General features: G+C 51.7%; 11 protein-coding genes. 6 read left to right on the top strand and 5 right to left on the bottom strand.

Annotation, left to right across the window (positions count from 1 at the left end; genetic code table 11):
* Nucleotides 1–178: 178 nt before the first annotated feature.
* Nucleotides 179–2653 carry a TonB-dependent receptor domain-containing protein gene (locus IMY23_RS01420; RefSeq protein WP_192820388.1) on the top strand — a complete coding sequence of 825 codons (2475 nt, stop codon included), beginning with the start codon at nucleotides 179–181 and terminating at the stop codon, nucleotides 2651–2653.
* 266 nt (nucleotides 2654–2919) lie between these two features.
* On the opposite strand, the gene IMY23_RS01415 is transcribed toward IMY23_RS01420, so the two are convergent.
* Together IMY23_RS01415 and IMY23_RS01410 are read right to left on the bottom strand one after the other, a co-directional pair.
* Complete coding sequence (locus IMY23_RS01415; RefSeq protein ID WP_192820387.1) at nucleotides 2920–6135, bottom strand: PAS domain S-box protein; 3216 nt, start codon at nucleotides 6133–6135, stop codon at nucleotides 2920–2922.
* A gap of 325 nt (nucleotides 6136–6460) precedes the next feature.
* Nucleotides 6461–7885: an MATE family efflux transporter gene (locus tag IMY23_RS01410; RefSeq protein ID WP_192820385.1), complete on the bottom strand. Its 1425-nt coding sequence runs from the start codon at nucleotides 7883–7885 to the stop codon at nucleotides 6461–6463.
* Between the two features lie 390 nt (nucleotides 7886–8275).
* Between IMY23_RS01410 and IMY23_RS01405 the strand changes: the two genes are divergently transcribed.
* Nucleotides 8276–8995, top strand: coding sequence for a pseudouridine synthase (locus IMY23_RS01405; protein WP_192820383.1), 720 nt, complete (start codon nucleotides 8276–8278; stop codon nucleotides 8993–8995).
* An 18-nt stretch (nucleotides 8996–9013) separates the two neighbouring features.
* Here IMY23_RS01405 and IMY23_RS01400 read toward each other — a convergent pair whose 3' ends face one another.
* Entirely contained in the window at nucleotides 9014–9934 is a 921-nt protein-coding gene (locus IMY23_RS01400) for a DUF808 domain-containing protein (protein ID WP_192820381.1), read from the bottom strand.
* Nucleotides 9935–10402: 468 nt separating this feature from the next.
* Here IMY23_RS01400 and IMY23_RS01395 point away from each other — a divergent pair, with 468 nt between their 5' ends.
* Both IMY23_RS01395 and IMY23_RS01390 read left to right on the top strand, forming a co-directional pair.
* The gene (locus IMY23_RS01395; RefSeq protein WP_192820379.1) at nucleotides 10403–12604 is read left to right on the top strand and encodes a PAS domain S-box protein; all 2202 of its coding nucleotides are present in this window, start codon (nucleotides 10403–10405) and stop codon (nucleotides 12602–12604) included.
* Between the two features lie 215 nt (nucleotides 12605–12819).
* Nucleotides 12820–14232, top strand: coding sequence for a rhodanese-like domain-containing protein (locus tag IMY23_RS01390; protein ID WP_192820377.1), 1413 nt, complete (start codon nucleotides 12820–12822; stop codon nucleotides 14230–14232).
* 89 nt (nucleotides 14233–14321) lie between these two features.
* On the opposite strand, the gene IMY23_RS01385 is transcribed toward IMY23_RS01390, so the two are convergent.
* Together IMY23_RS01385 and IMY23_RS01380 are read right to left on the bottom strand one after the other, a co-directional pair.
* On the bottom strand, nucleotides 14322–15050 hold the full coding sequence (locus IMY23_RS01385) for a LytTR family DNA-binding domain-containing protein (protein WP_192820375.1): 729 nt from the start codon (nucleotides 15048–15050) through the stop codon (nucleotides 14322–14324).
* Entirely contained in the window at nucleotides 15019–16056 is a 1038-nt protein-coding gene (locus IMY23_RS01380) for a sensor histidine kinase (RefSeq protein ID WP_192820373.1), read from the bottom strand. Before IMY23_RS01380 ends, IMY23_RS01385 begins: the two co-directional genes overlap by 32 nt.
* 278 nt (nucleotides 16057–16334) lie before the next feature.
* On the opposite strand from IMY23_RS01380, the gene IMY23_RS01375 reads away from it, so the two are divergent.
* Together IMY23_RS01375 and IMY23_RS01370 are read left to right on the top strand one after the other, a co-directional pair.
* Entirely contained in the window at nucleotides 16335–17258 is a 924-nt protein-coding gene (locus IMY23_RS01375; protein ID WP_225986372.1) for an ABC transporter ATP-binding protein, read from the top strand.
* Nucleotides 17255–20866: a M1 family aminopeptidase gene (locus IMY23_RS01370; RefSeq protein WP_192820371.1), complete on the top strand. Its 3612-nt coding sequence runs from the start codon at nucleotides 17255–17257 to the stop codon at nucleotides 20864–20866. The genes IMY23_RS01375 and IMY23_RS01370 overlap by 4 nt, the downstream gene beginning before the upstream one ends.
* The last annotated feature ends 63 nt before the right edge of the window (nucleotides 20867–20929 follow it).

Below are 20929 nucleotides of genomic sequence, written 5' to 3'. Positions count from 1 at the left end.
TTCACTTGCGTTTTGGGGCTCATTTCTGGAAATGAACCCCAAAACAGACATTTGCCTGCGCTGCCAAACCTCACCCAAAAATAAATTTCATTTCCCGTGCAACGAATCAGGGGCTCAGTAGTCTTTTCACTACAAGCCCCTACACCAACACTTCTTACAACGCCTACCACACTTTCTTATGAAAAAAAGAGCCCTCTTTTTGCTGGGATTGCTATGCCTTTGCCTTTGCGTGATTTGGCCAGGGCAGGCGCAGAACACGACGTCGGCTGTAGTGCCCTCCCCTGCCGCCACCGGCAAAATCACCGGGCAGCTGCTGGATTCGCTTACGGGCAAACCCATTGAGTACGCTACGGTGGCGCTGCTGCCCAAAGGTTTAGTTAAAGCCCAGGACGGCACGCTTACCAACGCCCAGGGCCAGTTTTCCTTCAACAACGTGCCGTACGGGCAGTACACGCTTTCCTTCAGTTTTATAGGCTATGACACCAAGCAGAGCAATCTGGTGGAAGTCAGCGCCCAAAATCCTGTCGTCACCGCCCCAACTATGCGCTTGGCCACTTCCTCCACCAAACTGAAAGAAGTGACCGTGACCAGCCTTCGGCCCACTATTACCTATGAAGCCGATAAAATGGTGGTGAGCGTGGAAGGCACGGCCCTGGCCGCCGGACGGACTGCGTTTGACGTGCTCTCACGGGCGCCGGGCGTGTTTGTGGACCCTGAGGGCAACATTCAGCTCAACGGCCGAGGCGGCATTACGGTCATGCTCAACGGTAAACTCACCTATATGTCTGCCATTGACTTGCGCAATATGCTGGAAAGCATGTCGGCGGAAAACATCAAGAACATTGAGATTATGACCAACCCCTCGGCCAAGTTTGACGCCGAAGGTTCTTCCGGTATTTTGAACATCAACTTAAAGAAAAACGAGATCAGGGGCATTAATGGCAGCGTGCAGGCGGGCGTGAACACAAATTTCAAGCAGGTGGGCGGCAACGTGGGCGGCAGCATTTACCACCGGGCGGGCAACTGGAATTCGTTTTTGATCACAGACCTGCCGCGCCGCGTGAACAACCGCGAAGGCGTTTTCACCCGTGTGTTTGACAGCAAAGACGGCCTTGTCTTTATTGACCAAGACACCAAAGGCCAGAGCAAAAACCTGGGGCCACCTAATTTCAGGGTGGGCACCGATTATAGCCTCACAGACCAGCACAGCGTGGGCACGGTCATAAGTTTCAACCGGAACACCGCCTGGTCAGATTTCCTGTCAGACAGTTATTACGGCACCACCGCCGGGCAGCCTTCCAGCCTGGTAGACGCTGACAATTACACCACCAACACGTTCACCAACTTCAACACCAACGTGCATTACACCGGCAAGCTGGACACCGTAGGCACCACGCTTTCCGCGGATTTGGACTTTGTGAAAATTGCCAACTACGGGGCTTCCAACTTCTACAATTACACCACTTATTACACCGCGGGCAAAGCGCCTGAGCAGGATTTTCTGTACACCAACACAGAAAACGGTTTCAATATTTATTCGGCTAAGGTAGATTATGCCCAAAACCTGTTTGGCAAAAGCAAACTGGAATTGGGCGTGAAGGCCAGCCGCGTGGAATCTGACAATGACTCTAAATTCTATTTCAACAACACCGGCCTGGTGCTGGACAAAAACAGAACCAACCACTTTATCTATGATGAAAACATTTACGCCGCCTACGCCAACTGGAACTCCACGCTGAGCCCGCGCTACATCCTGCAACTGGGCCTCCGGGCCGAAGGAACGCAGTCGCGCGGTGAATCTCTGACCACCAAGCAGGTGACCAACCGCGAGTACCTCAACTTCTTCCCCAGCTTCTTTTTGCAGCAGAAACTCTCTGAGAACTACCACGTGAATTACAGCTACACGCGCCGCATACAGCGTCCCAATTACGGCAACCTCAACCCGTTCATCATTTACCGTGACCCGTTCACCGTCACGCAGGGCAACCCTGGCCTGCGGCCGCAATTCACGCACGCGCTGTCAGTCACGCAACGGTTCTTTAAAGACTACAGCCTGGTGTTCAATTACCAATACATGCAAGATGTGATGTCTGAGTTGCCCATTCTGGACGTGGAGAAGGCGCTTACCATTTACACCACCGGCAACGTAGATGATTCCTATAATTTTAGCTTTGTGGGCATTGCGCCGTTCCAGATTTCCAAGAAATGGGACACCAACAACACGCTCACCGTGGCCTACAATGAATTCAGAATTACCGCGCTGGGCGAACGGCAAATCAATGCGCAGGTGTTGTATGCATTCCAAACCACCCACAATATTTTACTGCCCAGCGACTTTAAGCTGGAAATAAACGGCACCGCCCGCGGCCCGGGAGCGTCTGGCTTGTACAAGGTGGGGGCTATGTGGTGGGTGCATCTGGGCCTTAGAAAGAGTTTCCTGAACAAGAAATTGGACCTGACGGTGAACCTGAATGATGTGTTCAGGTCTTACCGCCTGCGCTTTGACACCAGAATTGGCAACAACGTCAATGACTTTGACCAGTACCTGTACATGCAGAACCTGGGCTTTTCACTGCGGTACAATTTCAGCAGAGGCGCCAAGTTTGACCCTAAAAAGAGAAACAACAACCTGGAGGAATTGAACCGCACCTAAGCTCCGTTTTCGGGCTCGTTTTCAGAAATGAGCCCGAAAACGGGTTCCGTGGAAAGGTGGATTATGATGGCTGAAATTGTCTAGATGTAGAGACGCAATACCTTGCGGCTCCAACGCATTTCTATCGCCTTGCACCTTTCTTGTTTCATGGAGAAAAGACGCAAGGTATTGCGTCTCTACAAAAAAAGGTCTTCCCGTTTTGGGGCTCATTTCTGGAAATGAGCCCCAAAACGGGAAAACCTTTTTTAATTGAAATATATTGCTTCTTACGAGGTTACCAATTTCAGTTCCAAGAGTTCAGCTTCCAGTTCAGAGGCGGCCAGGGCGCAGACGTCTTCTATTTTGGCGAACAAAGTGTAGAGCATGTTCATGGTTTCGTCGCTGGCTTCCTCGCCGGTTTCAATGGTCATCTGGTTGGCGGCCAGGGCCTGAATGGCTTTGGCGATGTCCTCAAACTCTGGGTTGATGCCCATGGTGGAGAACGTGGGAATGATGGAGTGCGTGGCGTTGCGCAGAATGATCCAGTTATGGCCGGCAATGGCTTTTTTCATGGTCTGCACCAACCCCGGAATCTCCTGCAGGTACAGCTGAATCATCTCCACCATGCGGTCTTTGTTTTTGGTGATACGCTTGAGGTATTCAAAGTTCACGCAGCGCAGCGGCTGGTTCTGCAAATCTTCAGGCTCCGGTAGTTCCAGGTTTTTGGCCAAGTCTGGGTTTTTAAGGTACTTCACAATTTTGGCGTAAAGCAACTTGTCATCAACGGGTTTGGAGATGTAGTCATTCATGCCCACAGCCTTGCATTTCTCCACGTCCACGGTGGTCACGTCGGCGGTGAGGGCAATGATGGGCACTTTGAGTTTGAGCTTGTTCCTGATGTAGGTAGTGGCTTCAAACCCGTTCATCACGGGCATCTGCAGGTCCATCAAAACCACGTCATAGGTGTTGGTCTTCAGTTTCTCAATGGCAATCTCGCCGTTGTTGGCCACTTCCATCTCAAACCCGAAGTCCTCCAGCAAAGTCTTCATCAACAACTGGTTCAAGGCAATGTCCTCCACCACCAGAATTTTCACGTCTTTCAGACCGGCTTCCAGTTCAATGTGCAGGCCAAGGTCGGCGGCGGCTTTTTCTTCTGTTTTGTTGAAGCTCAGAATGAAACTGAACGTAGAGCCAACGCCTTGCTTGCTTTTCACGGAAATGGTGCCGCCCTGCGGTTCCACCAGGTTTTTCACAATGGCCAAACCCAGGCCGGTGCCGCCGTACAACCTTGACGTGTCACTGGTAGCCTGCTGGAAATTATCAAACACGGTGCTCAGTTTTTTCTCTGAAATACCAATGCCGGTGTCTGTGACGGCGAATTCCAGAATCACTTTTTGCTCGTCTTGCACCAGCAGGCGTACGCCCACGGTAATGGTGCCTTGCGTGGTGAATTTCACGGCGTTGCTCACCAAATTGAGAATAATCTGGTGCAGCCGCACGGGGTCGCCCACCAACACTTCCGGAATCTTGGGGTCATATTCCATGACCAACTCCAGGTTTCGTTCCTGAATCTTGGTCTCAAACAGATGCACCATGGCAAAAATAGAGGCCGAAAGCTTAAACGGTATCTGCTCAAACGTCATCTTGCCGGCATCTACCTTGGCCAAGTCCAGAATGTCATTGATTAAAACAATCAGGGCGTCGCCGCTGAGTTTGATGGCGTTCAGATATTCGCGCTGTTTCTCGGTGAGTTCGGTTTTGAGCACCACTTTGGTAAACCCGATGATGGCGTTCATGGGCGTTCTTATTTCGTGGCTCATGTTGCTCAAAAACTGCTGCTTGGCTTTCACAGCGTCTTCGGCAATTTGGGTGGCCAGTTCGGCTTTGGCCTGCGCCATCTCAGCTTGTTCGGTGGCTGATTCTGCGGCGACTTTGGCTTCAATCAGTTCAGTGGCAATGCGTTTCTGGTCGGTTACGTCACGCGCCACCACCACCACACCCAACACCTTGCCTTTGTCATTGCGGTAGACAGAACCGTTGAAGAGCACGTCGGTGAGTTTGCCGTCTTTGTGCTTGAGCGTGAGCGGCGAATCTGCCACGGCGCCCTTGGCGAATACTTCCTGGTACACTTCCCGCGCCATTTGGGGCTCCGTGAAATAGGTGAAGAAGTCTGAGTCTATCAACTGTTCGCGGTCCCAGCCGGTGACTTTCACGGTGGCCTGGTTCATGTCAGTGATTTTGCCCTCGGGGCTGATGGTCACCAACGGGTCCAAACTGGCCTCAATCAACCCACGGGCATAATTGGCCACCCTGAGTTCGGCGGCGCGCTTTACTTTTTCGTCATTCTGGAAAGCCAGTTCTTTGTTTGCAATGACTAGCTCCGCGGCGCGTTTTTCTTTTTCCTCGTTCTGGAACGCGAGTTCAATGTTGGCGATGCTTAATTCTGCGGCCCGTTTTTCTTTTTCATCGTTCTGAAACGCCAGCTCTTTGTTAGCGATGCTCAGTTCCTGGGCCCGCTTCTCTTTCTCATCGTTCTGGAACGCCAATTCTTTGTTGGCGATGCTCAGTTCCTGGGCGCGTTTTTCTTTCTCGTCGTTCTGGAACGCGAGTTCCGTATTGGCGATGCTCAGTTCCTGCGCGCGTTTCTCTTTCTCATCGTTCTGGAACGCTAATTCTTTGTTGGCGACGCTTAACTCCGCGGCACGTTTCTCTTTTTCATCGTTCTGGAACGCCAGTTCAATGTTGGCAATACTTAATTCCGCGGCGCGCTTTTCTTTCTCGTCGTTTTGGAACGCCAACTCGGTATTTGCAACGCTCAATTCCTGCGCCCGCTTTTCTTTTTCATCGTTCTGGAACGCCAGTTCAATGTTGGCAATGCTGAGTTCGGCGGCCCGTTTTTCTTTTTCGTCGTTCTGGAACGCGAGTTCTTTGTTGGCCACGCTCAATTCCTGGGCACGCTTCTCCTTCTCGTCATTCTGGAAGGCTAACTCATCATTGGCAATGCTCAGCTCGGCGGCGCGTTTTCCTTTTTCATCGTTCTGGAAGGCTAATTCCTCATTGGCGATACTAAGTTCATCGGCGCGTTTTTCTTTTTCATTGTGCTGAAAGGCCAGTTCTTTGTTGGCAATGCCCAGCTCAGTGGCCCAGTTGCGGTCCCCGGTTTCGCGGCCCACAATCACGGCGCCCAACGTGGTCCCCTGCTCATCTTGATAGACTGAACCCACAAAAGAGATATCAATAAGAGAACCGTTCACATGCTTAATGCTCAAAGGCACATCTACCACTGCGCCTTGCGCCATAACTTCTTTGAACACGAGGCGCGCGGCCTCTGGGTTAGAGAAAAACGGAAAGAAATCTGCCCCCAGCAGTTGGCTATGCTCCACCCCGGTAAAGGTGGTGGTGGCTTCATTGGCGTCAATAATAATGCCTTCCTGGTTCACGGTCACCAACAAGTCAAGGCTTGCTTCAATCAGCCGACGGTATCTTTTTTCACTCTCTTTCATGGGCGTAGGGTTAATGGCAAAACTGTGGGGAAATGAAAGAGGCATCTCGGCTTAAGGCTTATAAAAGCGCCAGGGGAAAGTATTCTCGCCAAGTATGTAATTGTCAGATTACCAGTTTGATGTAAGGTACACCTTTCTAGCCACATTAAATTTTATTATTTTTTAAAGACGGCGGGCCAGGGAATACAGCTTTCCGTTTTCGGGCTCGTTTCTGGAAATGAGCCCGAAAACGGAAACTGGTTTAAAGAAAATTGTGGCTGAATGGCAAAAGAAAAGCCCCTATGCAAGAACACAAGGGCTTTCCTCCGAATAATATAAAGGGATGTTATACTTGCTTAGTTTTCCACTTGCCGCGTTTAAACAATACAATGCTAACCAGTGTAATAGCCGTTTCTGCCACCGGAATGGCAATGAATACGCCCAGCGGACCCAAGGCAAAAGTAGTAGCCAGCACATACGCCAACGGAATCTGAAACAGCCAAAAGCCGCCTAAATTAACCCAGGTGGGCGTCCAGGTGTCGCCTGCCCCGTTGAACGCATTGATTAATACCATGCCAATGCCGTAGAACACGTAGTCCACACTCATCACCCTGATAGCCAGCACCGCCACTTCCTGCACCTGCGGGTCATTGGTAAAAAACGAAGCCAGGAACTCAGCGCCTGCCAGACTAATCACCGTGACCAAAGCCATGAAAATAACGTTGTACTTGGCGGTTTTCCGGACGGCCTGCTCGGCGCGGTCCAGCTTCTGGGCACCCAGGTTCTGGCCCACCAGCGTGGCCGCCGCGTTGCTCAAACCCCAGGCCGGTAAAATGAAAAACATCAATAACCGCAGCGCCGTCTGGTAACCCGCCGAGCCATGGTCTCCGCCGGTGGTGGCCACCAGCTTCGCCAGGAAAATCCAACTGCAGGAGGCAATCACAAACTGCAACACCGCCGGGGCCGCAATTTGGGCCAGCGCTTTCATTTGGGTAAAATCTGGTAAGAAATGTTGGAGCCTGACTTGCAGTGAACTGTTCCCCTTGGCAAGGTGGTAGATTTGGTAGGCCACGCCCAGGCCCCGGCCCAAAGTAGTGGCCATGGCAGCGCCCGTTAACCCAAAGGCCGGCACCGGACCCCAACCATTGATAAAAATAGGGCACAGAATGATGTTGGCTACGTTGGCCACCCAAAGACTTTTCATAGCGATGGCCGCGTTGCCCGCCCCCCTGAAAATACCATTGATCAGGAACAGGAGCATGATAAACAAACTGCTGCCCATCATGAGCTGCATGAACGGTGAGCCCATCTGGGCAGAGGCCGCCGAGGCGCCCATCAAGAGCAGAATCTCAGTGGCGAACACCACGCCTAAAACGCTCAACACCAACGTCACGGCTCCGGCAATCAAGATGGCCTGCATACCCGCTTTGGTGGCTGCTTCAGGGTTTTTCTCGCCTATGCGCCGCGAAACCACGGCCGTAGCGGCCATGCTGATGCCAATGGCCAGGGAGTAAATCACCGTAAGCACCGACTCAGTAAGCCCCACCGTTTGAATGGCGTAGGAACTGTTGTGCAAATGGCCCACAAAATACAGGTCCACCAGTGCGAACACCGATTCCATGATCATTTCCAACATCATGGGAATGGCCAGCAGAATGACAGACCGCCTGATGCTGCCCGTGGTAAAATCCAGTTCTTCGCCGCGCAAGGCCTGTTTGATAAGGGAAAATATAGAAGATACTCTTCCTGGGGAAGAAGATAATTGGACCATGATAGAAAGAAAATAAGTCAGACAGAAACCAGAAACGGCTCAGGGCGAGCGTCTGGTAGAACTAAGAAGAAAGGAATGGTGCCCTTTTTATCTGAGGCGGGCAGCTGCAACAATCATGGACAAAATCGTCTTACGGAGCTGCAAGTATATACATTTTTGGCATTTTCTTGCAAAAATTCATCATTTTTTTGATAGCAGCTTTTTTGCTTCGTTCTCCTTAGTTGGTTTTCTATTAAGGCTATTATTCTTTTCCTACATTTCCGTTTTCGGCTCCGTTTCCGGAAATGAGGCCAAAAACGGAAAGTCTGTCTGGTTGATGAACCCCCGCTGTTTTTGGAAGCTTGCCACTTCAATGACGTATCTTTGCCCAGGAAAATTACCGGCCCTTCTATGAAAACCCTCACGACTTCGCTTCAGTATTTTGTGGTGCAGAAAGCCGGCCTGTCTAACAAAGATGCGGTGGCCCACATTTTAAGCGGGCGGGTGCTAGTGAACGGGCAGAAAGGACAACTAACTCAGAAACTACTGCCCGCAGATGAGGTGACCCTGGACGGAAAGGTGATTAAAACCACTACGGAATTCCTGTACCTGGCTTATTATAAACCACGCGGCGTGGAGTCCACCCTCAACCAAGGTATAGAAAACAACCTGGCAGAAGCGCTCCACCTCCCCCACCGCGTGTTCCCGGTCGGCCGGCTAGACAAAGAATCTGAAGGTTTGTTGCTGCTTACCAATGACGGCCATTTTTACAACCAGATAAATCCCGCAGAAACCCATCAGGAGAAAGAATACCGTGTTACCGTAGACAAACCGCTCACCGCAGAAATGTTGGCTGCCATGGCCGCCGGCGTCATCATTATGGGCAAAATCACGCGCCCGGCCCAGGTGACGCAGGTAGATGAGGTCACGTTTGCCATTATTTTAACGCAGGGCCTTAACCGCCAGATCAGGCGCATGTGCTATAAACTGGGGTACGCGGTGGAACGACTGGTGCGGGTGCGGGTGGTTTCTGTGGAACTGGGAGATTTAAAGCCGGGCACGTGGCGACACCTCACCAGCGCAGAAATGGAAAAGCTGAAGACCCAGCTTCAGCTTTCACCAAATTCATAAGTAAAACTCCGGGTTTCCTTAGGCCTTTTTCTTGAACAGCTTCTTGGCCAGCACCACCAGTTTCTCAATAAAAAAGCCAATTACCAGGCCGCCCAAAAAGCAGGCAAACGCTTTCGCGAACCAAGCCAGGGCCGGAATGTGGGCCAAAGCGAGTTCTATGTCATGCAACAGGTGACTGGTAAACGGAATGCCGTGTGCAATGATCTCTGCGCCCACCCACAGCATGGCCGCCGTGCCCACGTAGCCCAGAATTTTGAGAAAATGCGGCATGAAGTTAACAATGCCCCGCCCAAACCGCTGTAGAGCCGGGCTGTTCTTCTTGGCCAGGTGCACGCCCACGTCATCTGCTTTTACAATGAGGCCCACAAAGCCGTACACCGCCACGGTAATGAAAATAGCCACGGCAAACATGACCACAATCTGGTTCAGCAAGTTGGTTTCGGCCACGGTGGCGTAGGTGATGGCCACAATCTCGGCAGACAGGATCAGGTCTGTCCTGATGGCGCCAGAAATTCTTTCCTTCTCCAGTTCCTCGGGGGTAATGACTTCCAGGTTTTGGGTTTCGCCGGCCGGGTCATGGTGCGGGGCAAACATGGAATGCACTTTTTCATACCCTTCAAAGCACAGATACGCCCCGCCCAACATTAGTATAGGCGGAATGGCCCACGGCGCGAAGAACCCCAGAATTAAGGCCGCCGGGCTCAGCAAGAGCACTTTGTTAATCAAAGACCGCTTGGCAATCTGGAAGATGATGGATAATTCCCTGGCCGGGTCCAGGCCCACCACGTATTTGGGCGTCACGGCAGTGTCATCTATCACAATACCAGACACTTTTCCGGTGGTCTTGGCCACCTGGGCTGGTACGTCATCTAAACTGGCCGCGCTCACTTTCACCAGTGCCGCCACATCATCTAATAAGGCAAGTAAACCTGTCGCCATTGAATCTTGATATCTTAAAGTAAAACCGCTTCTTCCTGTTAGAGCTTGTTTAAATTTTGATTTTGCAAGCGAAAACAGGGAGCGGAAGGTTCTGACGAAGCGTTTTTTGAGCAGCATAGCAGCGCTATGGTGCGATAAAAAGGTAAAGTCAGGTTCTTGCGATGCCTGTTTGCAGTGCGAAAGACAAATTTAAACATGCTCTTATGAAGGGGCAGTGAAACAAACTTACGAATAAGAATTTGGGATGGTAGTGCCACAGGCAAAAATGTAGCGTCTAAAACCTAGTTTTCCATGAGGCGCCGGTTACTTCTCCCGTGCGTAAAAACTTCTGACAACTTTCTGTTTTAGGGCTCATTTCTGGAAATGAGCCCTAAAACAGAAAATCATGGTCCATTCCCGCGATTCTACCCAGGCCGTTTTGGCCGCCCCGCACATTATTTGCTATCTTTCGTTGTAAAAACCATTCCAGTGAGAGACCAGGACCCGCCGGCAAAACATAATAAAGCAAGCACCATTAAATGGGAGAAGTTTGGGGAAGTGTGCCCAGACCTCATTTGTACGTTTGACGGGGATGGGTATTACACCTTCGCCAGCCAGGCCAGTTTGATGGTGCTGGGCTACACCAGCGCAGAAATGATAGGCAAGCATTTCTCAGATTTCCTGCACCCAGATGATGTAAACCTCACCCATGACATCGTCAAAGTCATTAAGCAGGGAGCCCATCTGCGCAATTTTGAAAACCGTCTTATACACAAAGATGGCCGGGTGATTCCCTTGTTATGGTCGGCGTCATGGGCCGAGGAAGACAGCCTGATCTACAGTGTGGCCCGTGATATTTCTGAGTTGGTGACCACGCGCCAGCAGCTCTCTGAACGCGAGCAGCGGTACAAGGCGCTTTTCCAGAACAACCCAGACATTGTGTTCCTGGAGGACCGCAACGGCCTGATCACAGAAGTAAACCAAGGCTTCTGCCAGGCTTGGAACGTTACCCCGGAAGAGGCCATCCACCAGCCCGCATCAGCCTTCTTTCCCCCAGACCTTAGACCCAGAGTAGAGCATATTATCAAGGAGGTACTACAGGGCAAGGCCTTCCGGAAGGACCTTAAAATTGAGGTACAGGGCGAGCAGCGCATTTTTGACACCCTTAAATTCCCCATTGTGGTGAACGGCGAGGTCATGGGCGCGCAGACCATCTCCAAAGACATCACGCAGGTGGTGGAGTCTTACCAGACCATTGAGCAGCAGGCGCAGAAACTCAACACCATCTTTGAGAGTATGACAGACGCGTTCATGACCCTGGACCGCAACTGGCTCATTACCTATGTCAACTCAGAGGCCGAACGGATGGTAGGGCTGGACAAAGCGACGCACCTGGGCAAAAGCATCTGGGAGATTTTCCCGGAAGAGAAAAGCGGCGAGTTTTTCCAGCACTACACCCAAGCCATAACTACGGGTGCGCCAGTCCATTTCACCCCTTTTTTCAAAGAAATGGGTATGTGGTTAAGTGTAAAAGCGTACCCTTCGGCAGATGGGCTATCTGTTTACTTTGAGGATATAACAGAGCAGGTGACCTCCCGGCAAGAACTGGAAAAGCTTTCGCTGGTAGCCAGCCGCACCAACAACAGCGTGGTGCTGGCAGACAAGAACTGGCACATTGAATGGGTGAACGAAGGATTTGAGCGCTTGTACGGGTACACGTTGGAAGAAGCCAGGGGCCAACGCCCGTCAGAGTTCCTGCACAGCGCCAAAACCGACAAATCTGCCTATGAAAAAGTATGGCCCAAATTGCTGGGCGGCGAATTGATTACGTTTGAAATCCTGAACGTGAAGAAAAACGGCGAAGAAGTGTGGCTCTCCGTGGACATCACCCCCATTCTGAACGACGAGGGCGAGATTACCCAATTCATTGCGGTGCAGACAGATGTCACCAACCTGAAAAACTCAGAATTGGAGCTCTCCCAACTGGCCAAAGACCTATACCGCCAAAAAAGAGACCTGCAGGAATTCACCTACATCATCTCGCATAACCTAAGGGGGCCGGTGGCCAATTTGCTGGGCCTCACCAACCTGCTGAAGAGCACCAACAGAAACTCAGACGCTTTTGCAAAAGGCATGGACTACCTGAGCCAGAGCGTGTCTAAACTAGATGAAGTGCTGCTGGACCTGAACACCCTGCTGGGCATACGCGACAGCGACGGCTACCTTGAACTGGAACCTGTTTGCATAGAAGAAGCCCTGGAACGGGTATTGCCCACCTTTCAGGGGCCGTTGGCACAAATAGGCGGCCTGGTGCAACAGGAAATACCAGAGGGATTGCTGGTCAAAGCCAACAAAGCCTATCTGCACAGCATTTTTTACAACCTTCTGTCTAACGCCATAAAATACAAGGCAGAAGAACGGCCGCTGCACATTTCCATTTCTTGTTCCCTGAACCTGCTCAAAAATGAAATTGAGCTAACCTTTACCGACAACGGCTCTGGCTTTGATGTGGAGCGGGCCCGGGGCAACTTATTTAAGCTGTACAAAAGGTTCCATGTTGGGTTAGAGGGCCGGGGCATTGGCTTGTTCCTTGTTAAAAGTCACCTAGACGCCATGGGCGGCCACGTGCACGTCACCAGCCAGGTAGGCCAGGGCACCACCTTCATGCTTACCTTGCCCACCTGGCCCTAACCCTTTAGTAAAAGCCCAGAAAGTGACACAAATCTGCGGACGACTTACCTTTTACGTGTGGAAATAGCAGGCTACTTGGCTGCTTTGCTGATTGGCCTTTCATTGGGCTTGATTGGCGGGGGCGGGTCTGTTCTATCCGTGCCGGTGCTGGTGTATCATTTGAAAATTTTTACAAAAACGTACTTTTGCAGGGAAGTCCATCTTTACGAACACTTATGGTAGTAGAACAGATCTATACCGGTTGCCTGGCGCAGGGTGCCTATTACATTGAAAGCAATGGCGAGGCCGCCATTATTGATCCTTTGCGGGAAGTACAACCTTACTTGGACAGGGCCACGAAAAACGGTGCCCAAATCAAATACGTGCTGGAAACCCATTTTCACGCCGACTTTGTGAGCGGACATGTGGACCTGGCCAAGGAAAGCGGCGCTACCATTGTATTCGGGCCTAACGCCCAAACCACCTATGCCGCGCACATTGCCCAAGACGGGGAAGAACTCAAGGTTGGATCTTTAACCCTGCAAGTGCTGCACACGCCGGGCCATACCCTTGAATCTACCTGTTACCTGCTGAAAGATGAAACCGGCAAGCCCTGCGCCCTTTTCTCCGGGGACACGCTGTTCATTGGAGATGTGGGTCGGCCAGATTTGGCCGCTAAATCTGACCTCACGCAGGAGCAACTGGCAGGGCTTCTATTTGACTCAATCCGGTCCAAAATTATGCCCTTGTCTGATGACGTGCTGGTGTACCCCGCGCACGGGGCCGGTTCTGCCTGCGGGAAACACATGAGCAAAGAAACCGTTGACACGCTGGGCAATCAGAAAAAGACCAACTACGCCCTTCGGACAGACATGACGAAGGATGAATTTGTGCGCGAGGTGCTGCACGGCCTGGCCCCGCCGCCCAGCTATTTCCCGCTTAATGTGCAGCTAAACAAATTAGGCTACGCTCCCATCAACCAGGTCATGGCGCAGGGCTTACAACCTCTTGCCCCAGCAGCTTTTGAGGCGGCTGCCAATGAAACCGGTGCCTTGGTGCTGGATACCAGAAAACCCGAGGTCTTCGCCAAAGGCTTCATTCCCAACGCCATTAACATTGGCATAGACGGCGGCTTTGCGCCTTGGGTGGGCACCCTTATTCCAGATATACAGCAACCTATTTTACTGGTCACAGAACCAGGCCGCGAGGAAGAAGTCATCACCCGCCTGGCCCGCGTGGGCTATGACCACACCATAGGTTATTTGCAAGGCGGTTTTGCCAGTTGGCATGCAGCCGGAAAAGAAACAGATACCATCAAGTCTATTTCGCCCGATGCATTTGCGCAGCGCTTTTCCCAAACCAATGACCTGTCTCTTTTTGACGTGCGTAAGCCTTCAGAATTCAATGCAGAACACGTGGCCACCGCGGTAAACACACCCCTGGATTTCATCAACCAACACCTGTCAGAATTCCCGAAAAACCAGGAAGTGTACCTGTACTGTGCGGGCGGTTACCGGTCTATGATTGCGGCCTCTATCTTGAAAGCGCGCGGGTTTGACCAGCTCATCAATGTGCAGGAAGGCTTTAAAGGCATCGCCGCCGCCGGGGTGGCCGTGGTGAAAGAGCCAGTCCTTTCAACTCACTTGTAAAGAATTATAGGCAGCTAGGTAGAATTCCCGTTTTCGGGCTCATTTCTGGAAATGAGCCCGAAAACGGGAATTTTTTATGTACCAATGAATTACAGGAAACCCTTTAATTTCTTGTAGAAAGCCTCGCTGTACGTGTCACTGATGGGAATGATTTGGTCAGCGATTTGGATGCGGTTTTTCTCAATGTGGTCTATTTTGTCAATGGCCACCAGGTAAGAACGGTGCACACGCGCGAAATCCTGGGCGGGCAAGAGCCCCTCCAATTTCGCGAAGCTCAGCAGCGTCATGATTTTTTCCTTTAACAGGTGCAGCCGCAGGTAATCTTTCATGCCTTCCACAAAAAGAATGTCACGTATGGCAATTTTCTGGATGCGGTGGCCCACTTTCAGGAAAAGATACGCTTGCTCAGGTTTTGGCATCGTTTTCACTTCCTCTTTAATCGATAGCGACCTGGGGCTTTGTTCCTGATACAGCCTTAAAACACCTTTGTAAAACCGCTCAAACGGGAAAGGTTTCACCAGGTAATCCTTCACTTCCAGGTCAAACGCTTTGAGGGCGTATTGGTCATAGGCGGTGGTGAGGATAATCAGGGGCCTGGGGTTGAGCATGGGAATAAAGCTGAGCCCGTCCAGGTCTGGCATGTTGATGTCCAGGAAAAGCAGGTCGGGTTTGTCTTTCTCCAGGTGCGGGGCAGCCTCCAGCGGACTAAAAAAAGTACCTTTCAGTTCCAGGAACGGGACTTTGCCGATGTACGCTTCCAGAATTTCCTGGGCCAGGTGCTCGTCATCAATGATATAGCAGGTGAGCTTTTCCTTCATGAACCTGTGCGTGAAGACCGTGAATTTGCAACGTGATGGTGAAGACTTCGCCCGCGCTGGAAACCTCCAGGCGGTGTTGGTCTGGGTACAGCAAAGCTAACCTTTTCCTGACATTCGGAAGCCCTATGCCACCCGGTTCTTCCAGCCTGTTGCCGGGGTTTTTAGTAATCGGGTTCTGGATGGTGAAACGGAGCGAGTCTACTTCCCGCACAATGCTGACCTTGATGGCTCCCGGCTCCAGCCGCGCGGGGCTGTGCTTGTAGGCGTTTTCCAGCAAATGAATGAACAGCAGCGGGGCAATCTGGCAAGATTCCAGGTCGCCTAGGGTTTGTAAATCCACCACCGGGCTGTTTTTGTACCGAAGCTGCTGCAACCCAATATAATCCTGCAGATACGTCATTTCCCTAGAGAGCGGCACCACCGTGGAGTTGGATTCATAAATCATGTAGCGCATCAAAGACGCCAGACGCATCACCGCCTCCGGCGCGGCCGGTGCCTGCTTGTACACCAGCGTGTGAATGTTGTTGAGCGTGTTGAACAGAAAATGTGGGTTGATCTGTGACTTGAGATAATGCAGTTCTGCCTCTACGGCCTGTTTTTCCAATTGCTCCTTTTTGATGGTGTTGATGACCAGATTCTCGGTGACCCGGGCCAGCCAACTGAGAAAGAGAAACGCGGGTACGCTGGTGAAAAAGGTGATGCTATAATGCTCAATGAAAGGGTCCCAGGTGTCTAGTTTCCGGTAATGAAAAATTAAGAAAGGGATAGGCCCGGTGACCATGATGACGGCCAACTTTCCGAAATAGGCTTTCTTTTGGTTCTTGCCCAGGTAGCGGGTGAGCAGAATGAAATGGCTGTAAAAAACATACAGGCAGGTTAAGAGAAACCCAAGGGTCATGGTGCGCCAATGCCCGTTCTCCTGGCTGAGCTGCAAGGCCAACAACAGGCCGAACAGCGTCCAGAGCCCCAGGTGAATCAGCGTGAATACCCTTTTAATGCGGTTCATACAACAAAGGTATAATTTCTGCCTACTCGCGCACCACTTGCTCGACGAGCCCTCTCTCCCAATCTACCAAAGCCCAGCCAAAGCCTGCCAACGCATTCACGGGTGCAAAACCGCCTTTGGCAGATTACTTTCCCGCGGTAGCATATTGGTTTTGGTGCGCGGCCTGGCAGCAGGTTCTTTTACAGAACGGTGGAGGGAATTCCTGTTTTCGGCTTCATTTCCAGAAACGAGCCCGAAAACGCACTTGTCCACCGCGCGCAACACCCAAGCCTGAACCCATGGAAAACAAACCACTGACCTTAAAGATTAACAACGTCTCCAAGACCTACGCCAACGGCGTGCAGGCCTTAAGCAATATCAACTTAGAAATTCCGGTGGGCATGTACGGGTTGTTGGGCCCTAACGGCGCCGGAAAATCAACGCTTATGCGCACGTTGGCCACCCTGCAGGAACCCGATGAAGGACAGATTTTTTTAGGCGAACTAGATGTGCTGCGCCAGAAAGAAGAGGTTCGCCAAACATTGGGGTATCTGCCGCAGGAATTTGGGGTGTACCCTAAAGCAACCGCACAGGAAATGCTGGACTACTTTGCTGTGCTCAAGGGCATTACGCAACGCGCTGCCCGCCATGAAGTCACCAAAGGCTTGCTCCAACATACCAACCTCTGGGACAAGCGCAAACAGAAACTGGGCGGCTTCTCAGGGGGCATGAAACAGCGGTTTGGGGTGGCGGTGGCGCTGCTGGGCAATCCTAAACTCTTAATTGTAGACGAACCCACCGCTGGCCTGGACCCCGCGGAGCGTGTGCGTTTCCTGAATTTGTTAAGCGAAGTGGGTGAGAACAGCGTGGTTCTCCTTTCAACTCATATTGTGGAAGATGTGTCTGAGCTCTGCACCAATATGGCCATCATCAACAAAGGGCAGATTCTCCTACAAGCCAACACCCAACAAGCGGTAGCCAATCTGAACGGCAAAATCTGGCGCAAACTAACCGACAAAAATGCACTGTCAGCATTGGAGCAGGAACATCAAGTCATCTCGGCCAAACTCTTGAGCGGGCGCACCATGGTGCATGTCTACAGTGAGGGAAACCCCGGCGATGGCTTTGAGCAAGCAGAACCAGATTTGGAGGACGTGTACTTCGCCACCATGACGGGCAATTATGGACAGCCGCAGCCAGTGAAGGAGGTGGTGCAGCTATGAAGTTCTGGAAGATTTTTGGCTTAGAATTCAGCTATGGCCTACGAAGTGTCACTACCTGGCTTTATTTTCTGGTACAGTTGGTGCTGGCTTTTCTCTGGATCATAGGCAATTACATTCATGATGCGCGCGATGGGTATTTCATGGTCAATTCACCCATCGTGCTTGGCGCGGTGACCGTTTTGTGCATGGTGGTGTGGCTGTTGGTAGGCGCGTCTGTGGCAGGTGATGCGGCGGCCCGTGATGTGGAGACGCGCATGTTCTCCCTCACCTACACCGCCCCCACCCCAAAAGTAGAGTATTTGGGCGGCAGGTTGCTGGCCGCTTTTCTGCTGAATGCCATTGTTCTGCTGGGCATTCCATTGGGATTATTAATTGCTATTTACGGCACGGGCGTGGAACCTGAGATTTTGGGACCGTTCCGGTTATCGGCTTACCTGACCACTATTTTCTACCTTATTCTGCCCAACACTTTTATTGTAACGGCCCTTCAGTTCTCGCTGGCGGCGCTTACCAAACGATCCATGGCCAGCTATCTGGTGGGGGCTATATTATTTGTAGCGGCGTTCATTCTGGGCCAGGTGTTGCAAAACAAAGGAATCTGGGGCGATTTAATTGACCCCGTCGGGTTTACGCCCATTCAAAGTCAGTTGTCCAATGAATGGAGCCCGCTGGAAAAAAACACGCGTCTGCTGGTTTTGGAAGGCCCCTTGCTTTTAAACCGAATACTTTGGCTGGTCATAGCGGTGGGTATGCTTCTATTTACGTATGTCCAGTTTAGCTTCCATTTGCCAAACAGAGCCCAAAAACGGAAACAAGTCCTGCAGCCGGAAACCTCCCATACAAGTCTGACCTGGGGAAGCGCCGGTCTGGAGAAAACATTGCCGCAAATCATGGGAATTTTCGGGTGGCCCACACATCTGCGCCAGCTGCGCCTCCTCACCTGGAAAGGCTTTTTACAAATTGGCAGAAGTTTCACCGGGCTTCCGCTGCTGGCGGCGCTGGCGTTGTGTGCGGCCCTGGCTTTGGAAGGAAACCTCAAAGCCAAAGGCGTTCCGCTGCTCCCCAGAACCGATTATCTGCTACACATCTTGACGGCTTCTCTCACGGAGATTGACTTCTTATACATTGTCATCGCGCTACTCACCATTTTCTACGCCGGGGAGTTGGTGTGGCGGGAGCGGGAAACGGGCCTGAGCGAAATTTCGCATGCCGCGCCTGTGCCCGAATGGGTGCTGTTTCTGAGTAAGTTTTTGGCGCTTGGTTTCATGATGGTGTGCTGGCTGGCCTTTTTAATGACCGCCGCCGTATTGGCGCAATTAGCCAGAGGCGGAAGTCCGGATATAGTGCTTTACCTGCAAGGCTTTTTCGGGTTACAGTTAGTGGACTGTCTTTTGTTTGTGGTGCTGGCGCTTTTGGTGCACGTGTTGGTTAACCAGAAATTTGTGGCGCATTTGGTGGCATTGCTGGTTTATGGGTTCCTTTTGCTGGCGCCTAACCTGGGCCTTGAGCACAAACTCCTGGTCTACAGCGCCAGCCCTAATTGGTCTTACACCAACATGGTGGGCTTTGGTGTTTCTTTGGCGCCGTGGGTGTGGTTTAAAGTGTATTGGGTAGCCTGGGCGGCCCTGCTGGCCGTGGCCGCTAAACTGTTCTGGGTCCGTAGCCGCCAAGGCAGCTTCTCCTTAAGAATACAACTGGCGCGGCAGCGGTTCACCCGTTCCACGGCATTGGTGACTATGGTGGCGGCAGGGCTTGTCCTCAGCTTGGGAAGTTTCATTTTCTATAACACCCACGTGCTGAATGACTACATATCTTCCCAAGAAAGCATGCAGGAACGCGCTGATTATGAAAAGCATTACCGGCGCTACAAAGACAGCCCGCAACCTGTCCTGACCAAGGCCAAATTGCACGTAGAGATTTATCCTGAACAACAAGAAGTTGACATTCAGGCCACGTATTTCCTGGTAAACCGCACCAACGTAGCCATTGACTCTATCCATCTGAACACCACGCCGGGCGTTCAAACCACGAACATTGCCTTTGACCAGCCAGCAAAAATTCTTTTAACCCATGAAAAATTAAGACACCGCATCTACGCCCTGCAAACCCCGCTCCAACCCGGCGACTCCTTGCAACTCAGCTTTGCCGTGCATTCCAAAGCTACAGGTTTTACAAATACCGGTGTAGATGCCTCCGTCATGGCCCACAGCACCAACTTCCGGAATTACGAATATTTGCCCTCCATTGGCTATCAAGAGTATCGGGAAGTAGATGCTGCCGGTGCCAGAAAAGAGTTTGGCCTTGCCCCACGGCCTGTTACCGCTTCCCTCTATGATGAAAAGGCGCGCCTTACCTCCCCGTTTGCGGAGCGTGTGTTGGTAGATGCGGTGGTGGGTACCCAGGCCGGCCAAACCGTGGTGGGACCAGGGGCCTTGCGCCGCACCTGGACCAAAGGCCGCCGCAACTACTTCCACTACGTGACAGATACGCCCATCCGGAACGAATACAACTTTTTCTCGGCGAACTACGCGGTGCATGAAAAACAGTGGAGAGATGTGGTGATCCAGATTTACTATGACCCCAGCCAAACCTTAAATGTAGACCGCATGGCGCAGAGCGCGCAGGCTTCTTTGGAGTATTACACGCAGCGGTTCGGCCCGTACCCGCACCGGCAGTTACGGTTTGTGTCCTTTCCCGGGCATGGCTTTGGGAACCACGCAGCGCCCATCAATATTACCGCGCAGGAAGGCTTTTTCCTCTTGAACACCCAGCAGGACGAACGCGAATTTGACCTGGTCACCGCCGTTGTGGCCCATGAAATAGCGCACCAATGGTGGGGCAATCAGGTAGACCCGGCCTTGGTGGAAGGCGCAGGCATCCTTTCTGAAGGTCTGGCCTGGTACTCCGCTTTGGGCATGCTGGAGGAAAAGTACAGTCCCGCCCATCTAGAGAAACTGCTGCGCTTTTTGCGGGAGGAATACGAGGTCCCGAAAACCAAAGCATCGGTCCCACTGCTCCAAGCCACCGATTTTTACCACAACTACCGTAAAGGCCCCATGGTCTTGTATGCTTTGAGCCGCTACATGGGCAAGGACCGCGTAGATGGTGCCCTTCGGAGTTTGCTGAAAAAGCACGCTTCAGGAAAGCCTCCCTACCCTACCTCCTTAGACCTGTTCCACGAATTGCAGGTGGCCACGCCAGATAGCCTGAAACCCCTGCTGCATGATTTTTTCGAGAAGAACACGTTCTGGGATCTTAAAACAGACCAAGCCACCGCAAAGCCAACCAACAAGGGTACCTGGCAAGTGACGCTCACCGTGCAAGCGAGAAAATTTGCCGTGGACAGCATAGGCGTGGAAACCAAATTGCCCATGGCAGACTGGGTGGAAATTGGGGTGTACGGTGATGACAACAAAAAAGGAGAAACGCAGAAACCACTTTACCTACAAAAGCACCGTATAAAAACAGGGGTACAAACCATAACGGTACAAGTACCAATACAACCTGCCAAAGCAGGCATTGACCCGAACAACTTGTTAATTGACTGGGAAATGAAAGACAATATGAAGGCCGTGCAGGTAACCACGAAGGCCCGCACTAAAAAATAACGTACCTTCTCCATACCTCAAAACAAAAAAGCCCTTCAGCAGAAACTGAAGGGCTTTTTTTAG

The sequence above is a fragment of the Rufibacter sp. LB8 genome (genome assembly GCF_014876185.1).
GTDB lineage: Bacteria > Bacteroidota > Bacteroidia > Cytophagales > Hymenobacteraceae > Nibribacter.
Note: the sequence above shows the minus strand (reverse complement) of the source record. Positions and strands in the feature narration are given on the sequence as shown.

What these genes read in the sequence shown, in the direction of transcription:
- IMY23_RS01410 (WP_192820385.1), bottom strand. Translation starts at nt 7,885, where the DNA reads ATGGTCCAATTATCTTCTTCCCCAGGAAGAGTATCTTCTATATTTTCC.
- IMY23_RS01415 (WP_192820387.1), bottom strand. Translation starts at nt 6,135, where the DNA reads ATGAAAGAGAGTGAAAAAAGATACCGTCGGCTGATTGAAGCAAGCCTT.
- IMY23_RS01405 (WP_192820383.1), top strand. Translation starts at nt 8,276, where the DNA reads ATGAAAACCCTCACGACTTCGCTTCAGTATTTTGTGGTGCAGAAAGCC.
- IMY23_RS01390 (WP_192820377.1), top strand. Translation starts at nt 12,820, where the DNA reads ATGGTAGTAGAACAGATCTATACCGGTTGCCTGGCGCAGGGTGCCTAT.
- IMY23_RS01385 (WP_192820375.1), bottom strand. Translation starts at nt 15,050, where the DNA reads ATGAAGGAAAAGCTCACCTGCTATATCATTGATGACGAGCACCTGGCC.
- IMY23_RS01370 (WP_192820371.1), top strand. Translation starts at nt 17,255, where the DNA reads ATGAAGTTCTGGAAGATTTTTGGCTTAGAATTCAGCTATGGCCTACGA.
- IMY23_RS01420 (WP_192820388.1), top strand. Translation starts at nt 179, where the DNA reads ATGAAAAAAAGAGCCCTCTTTTTGCTGGGATTGCTATGCCTTTGCCTT.
- IMY23_RS01380 (WP_192820373.1), bottom strand. Translation starts at nt 16,056, where the DNA reads ATGAACCGCATTAAAAGGGTATTCACGCTGATTCACCTGGGGCTCTGG.
- IMY23_RS01375 (WP_225986372.1), top strand. Translation starts at nt 16,335, where the DNA reads ATGGAAAACAAACCACTGACCTTAAAGATTAACAACGTCTCCAAGACC.
- IMY23_RS01400 (WP_192820381.1), bottom strand. Translation starts at nt 9,934, where the DNA reads ATGGCGACAGGTTTACTTGCCTTATTAGATGATGTGGCGGCACTGGTG.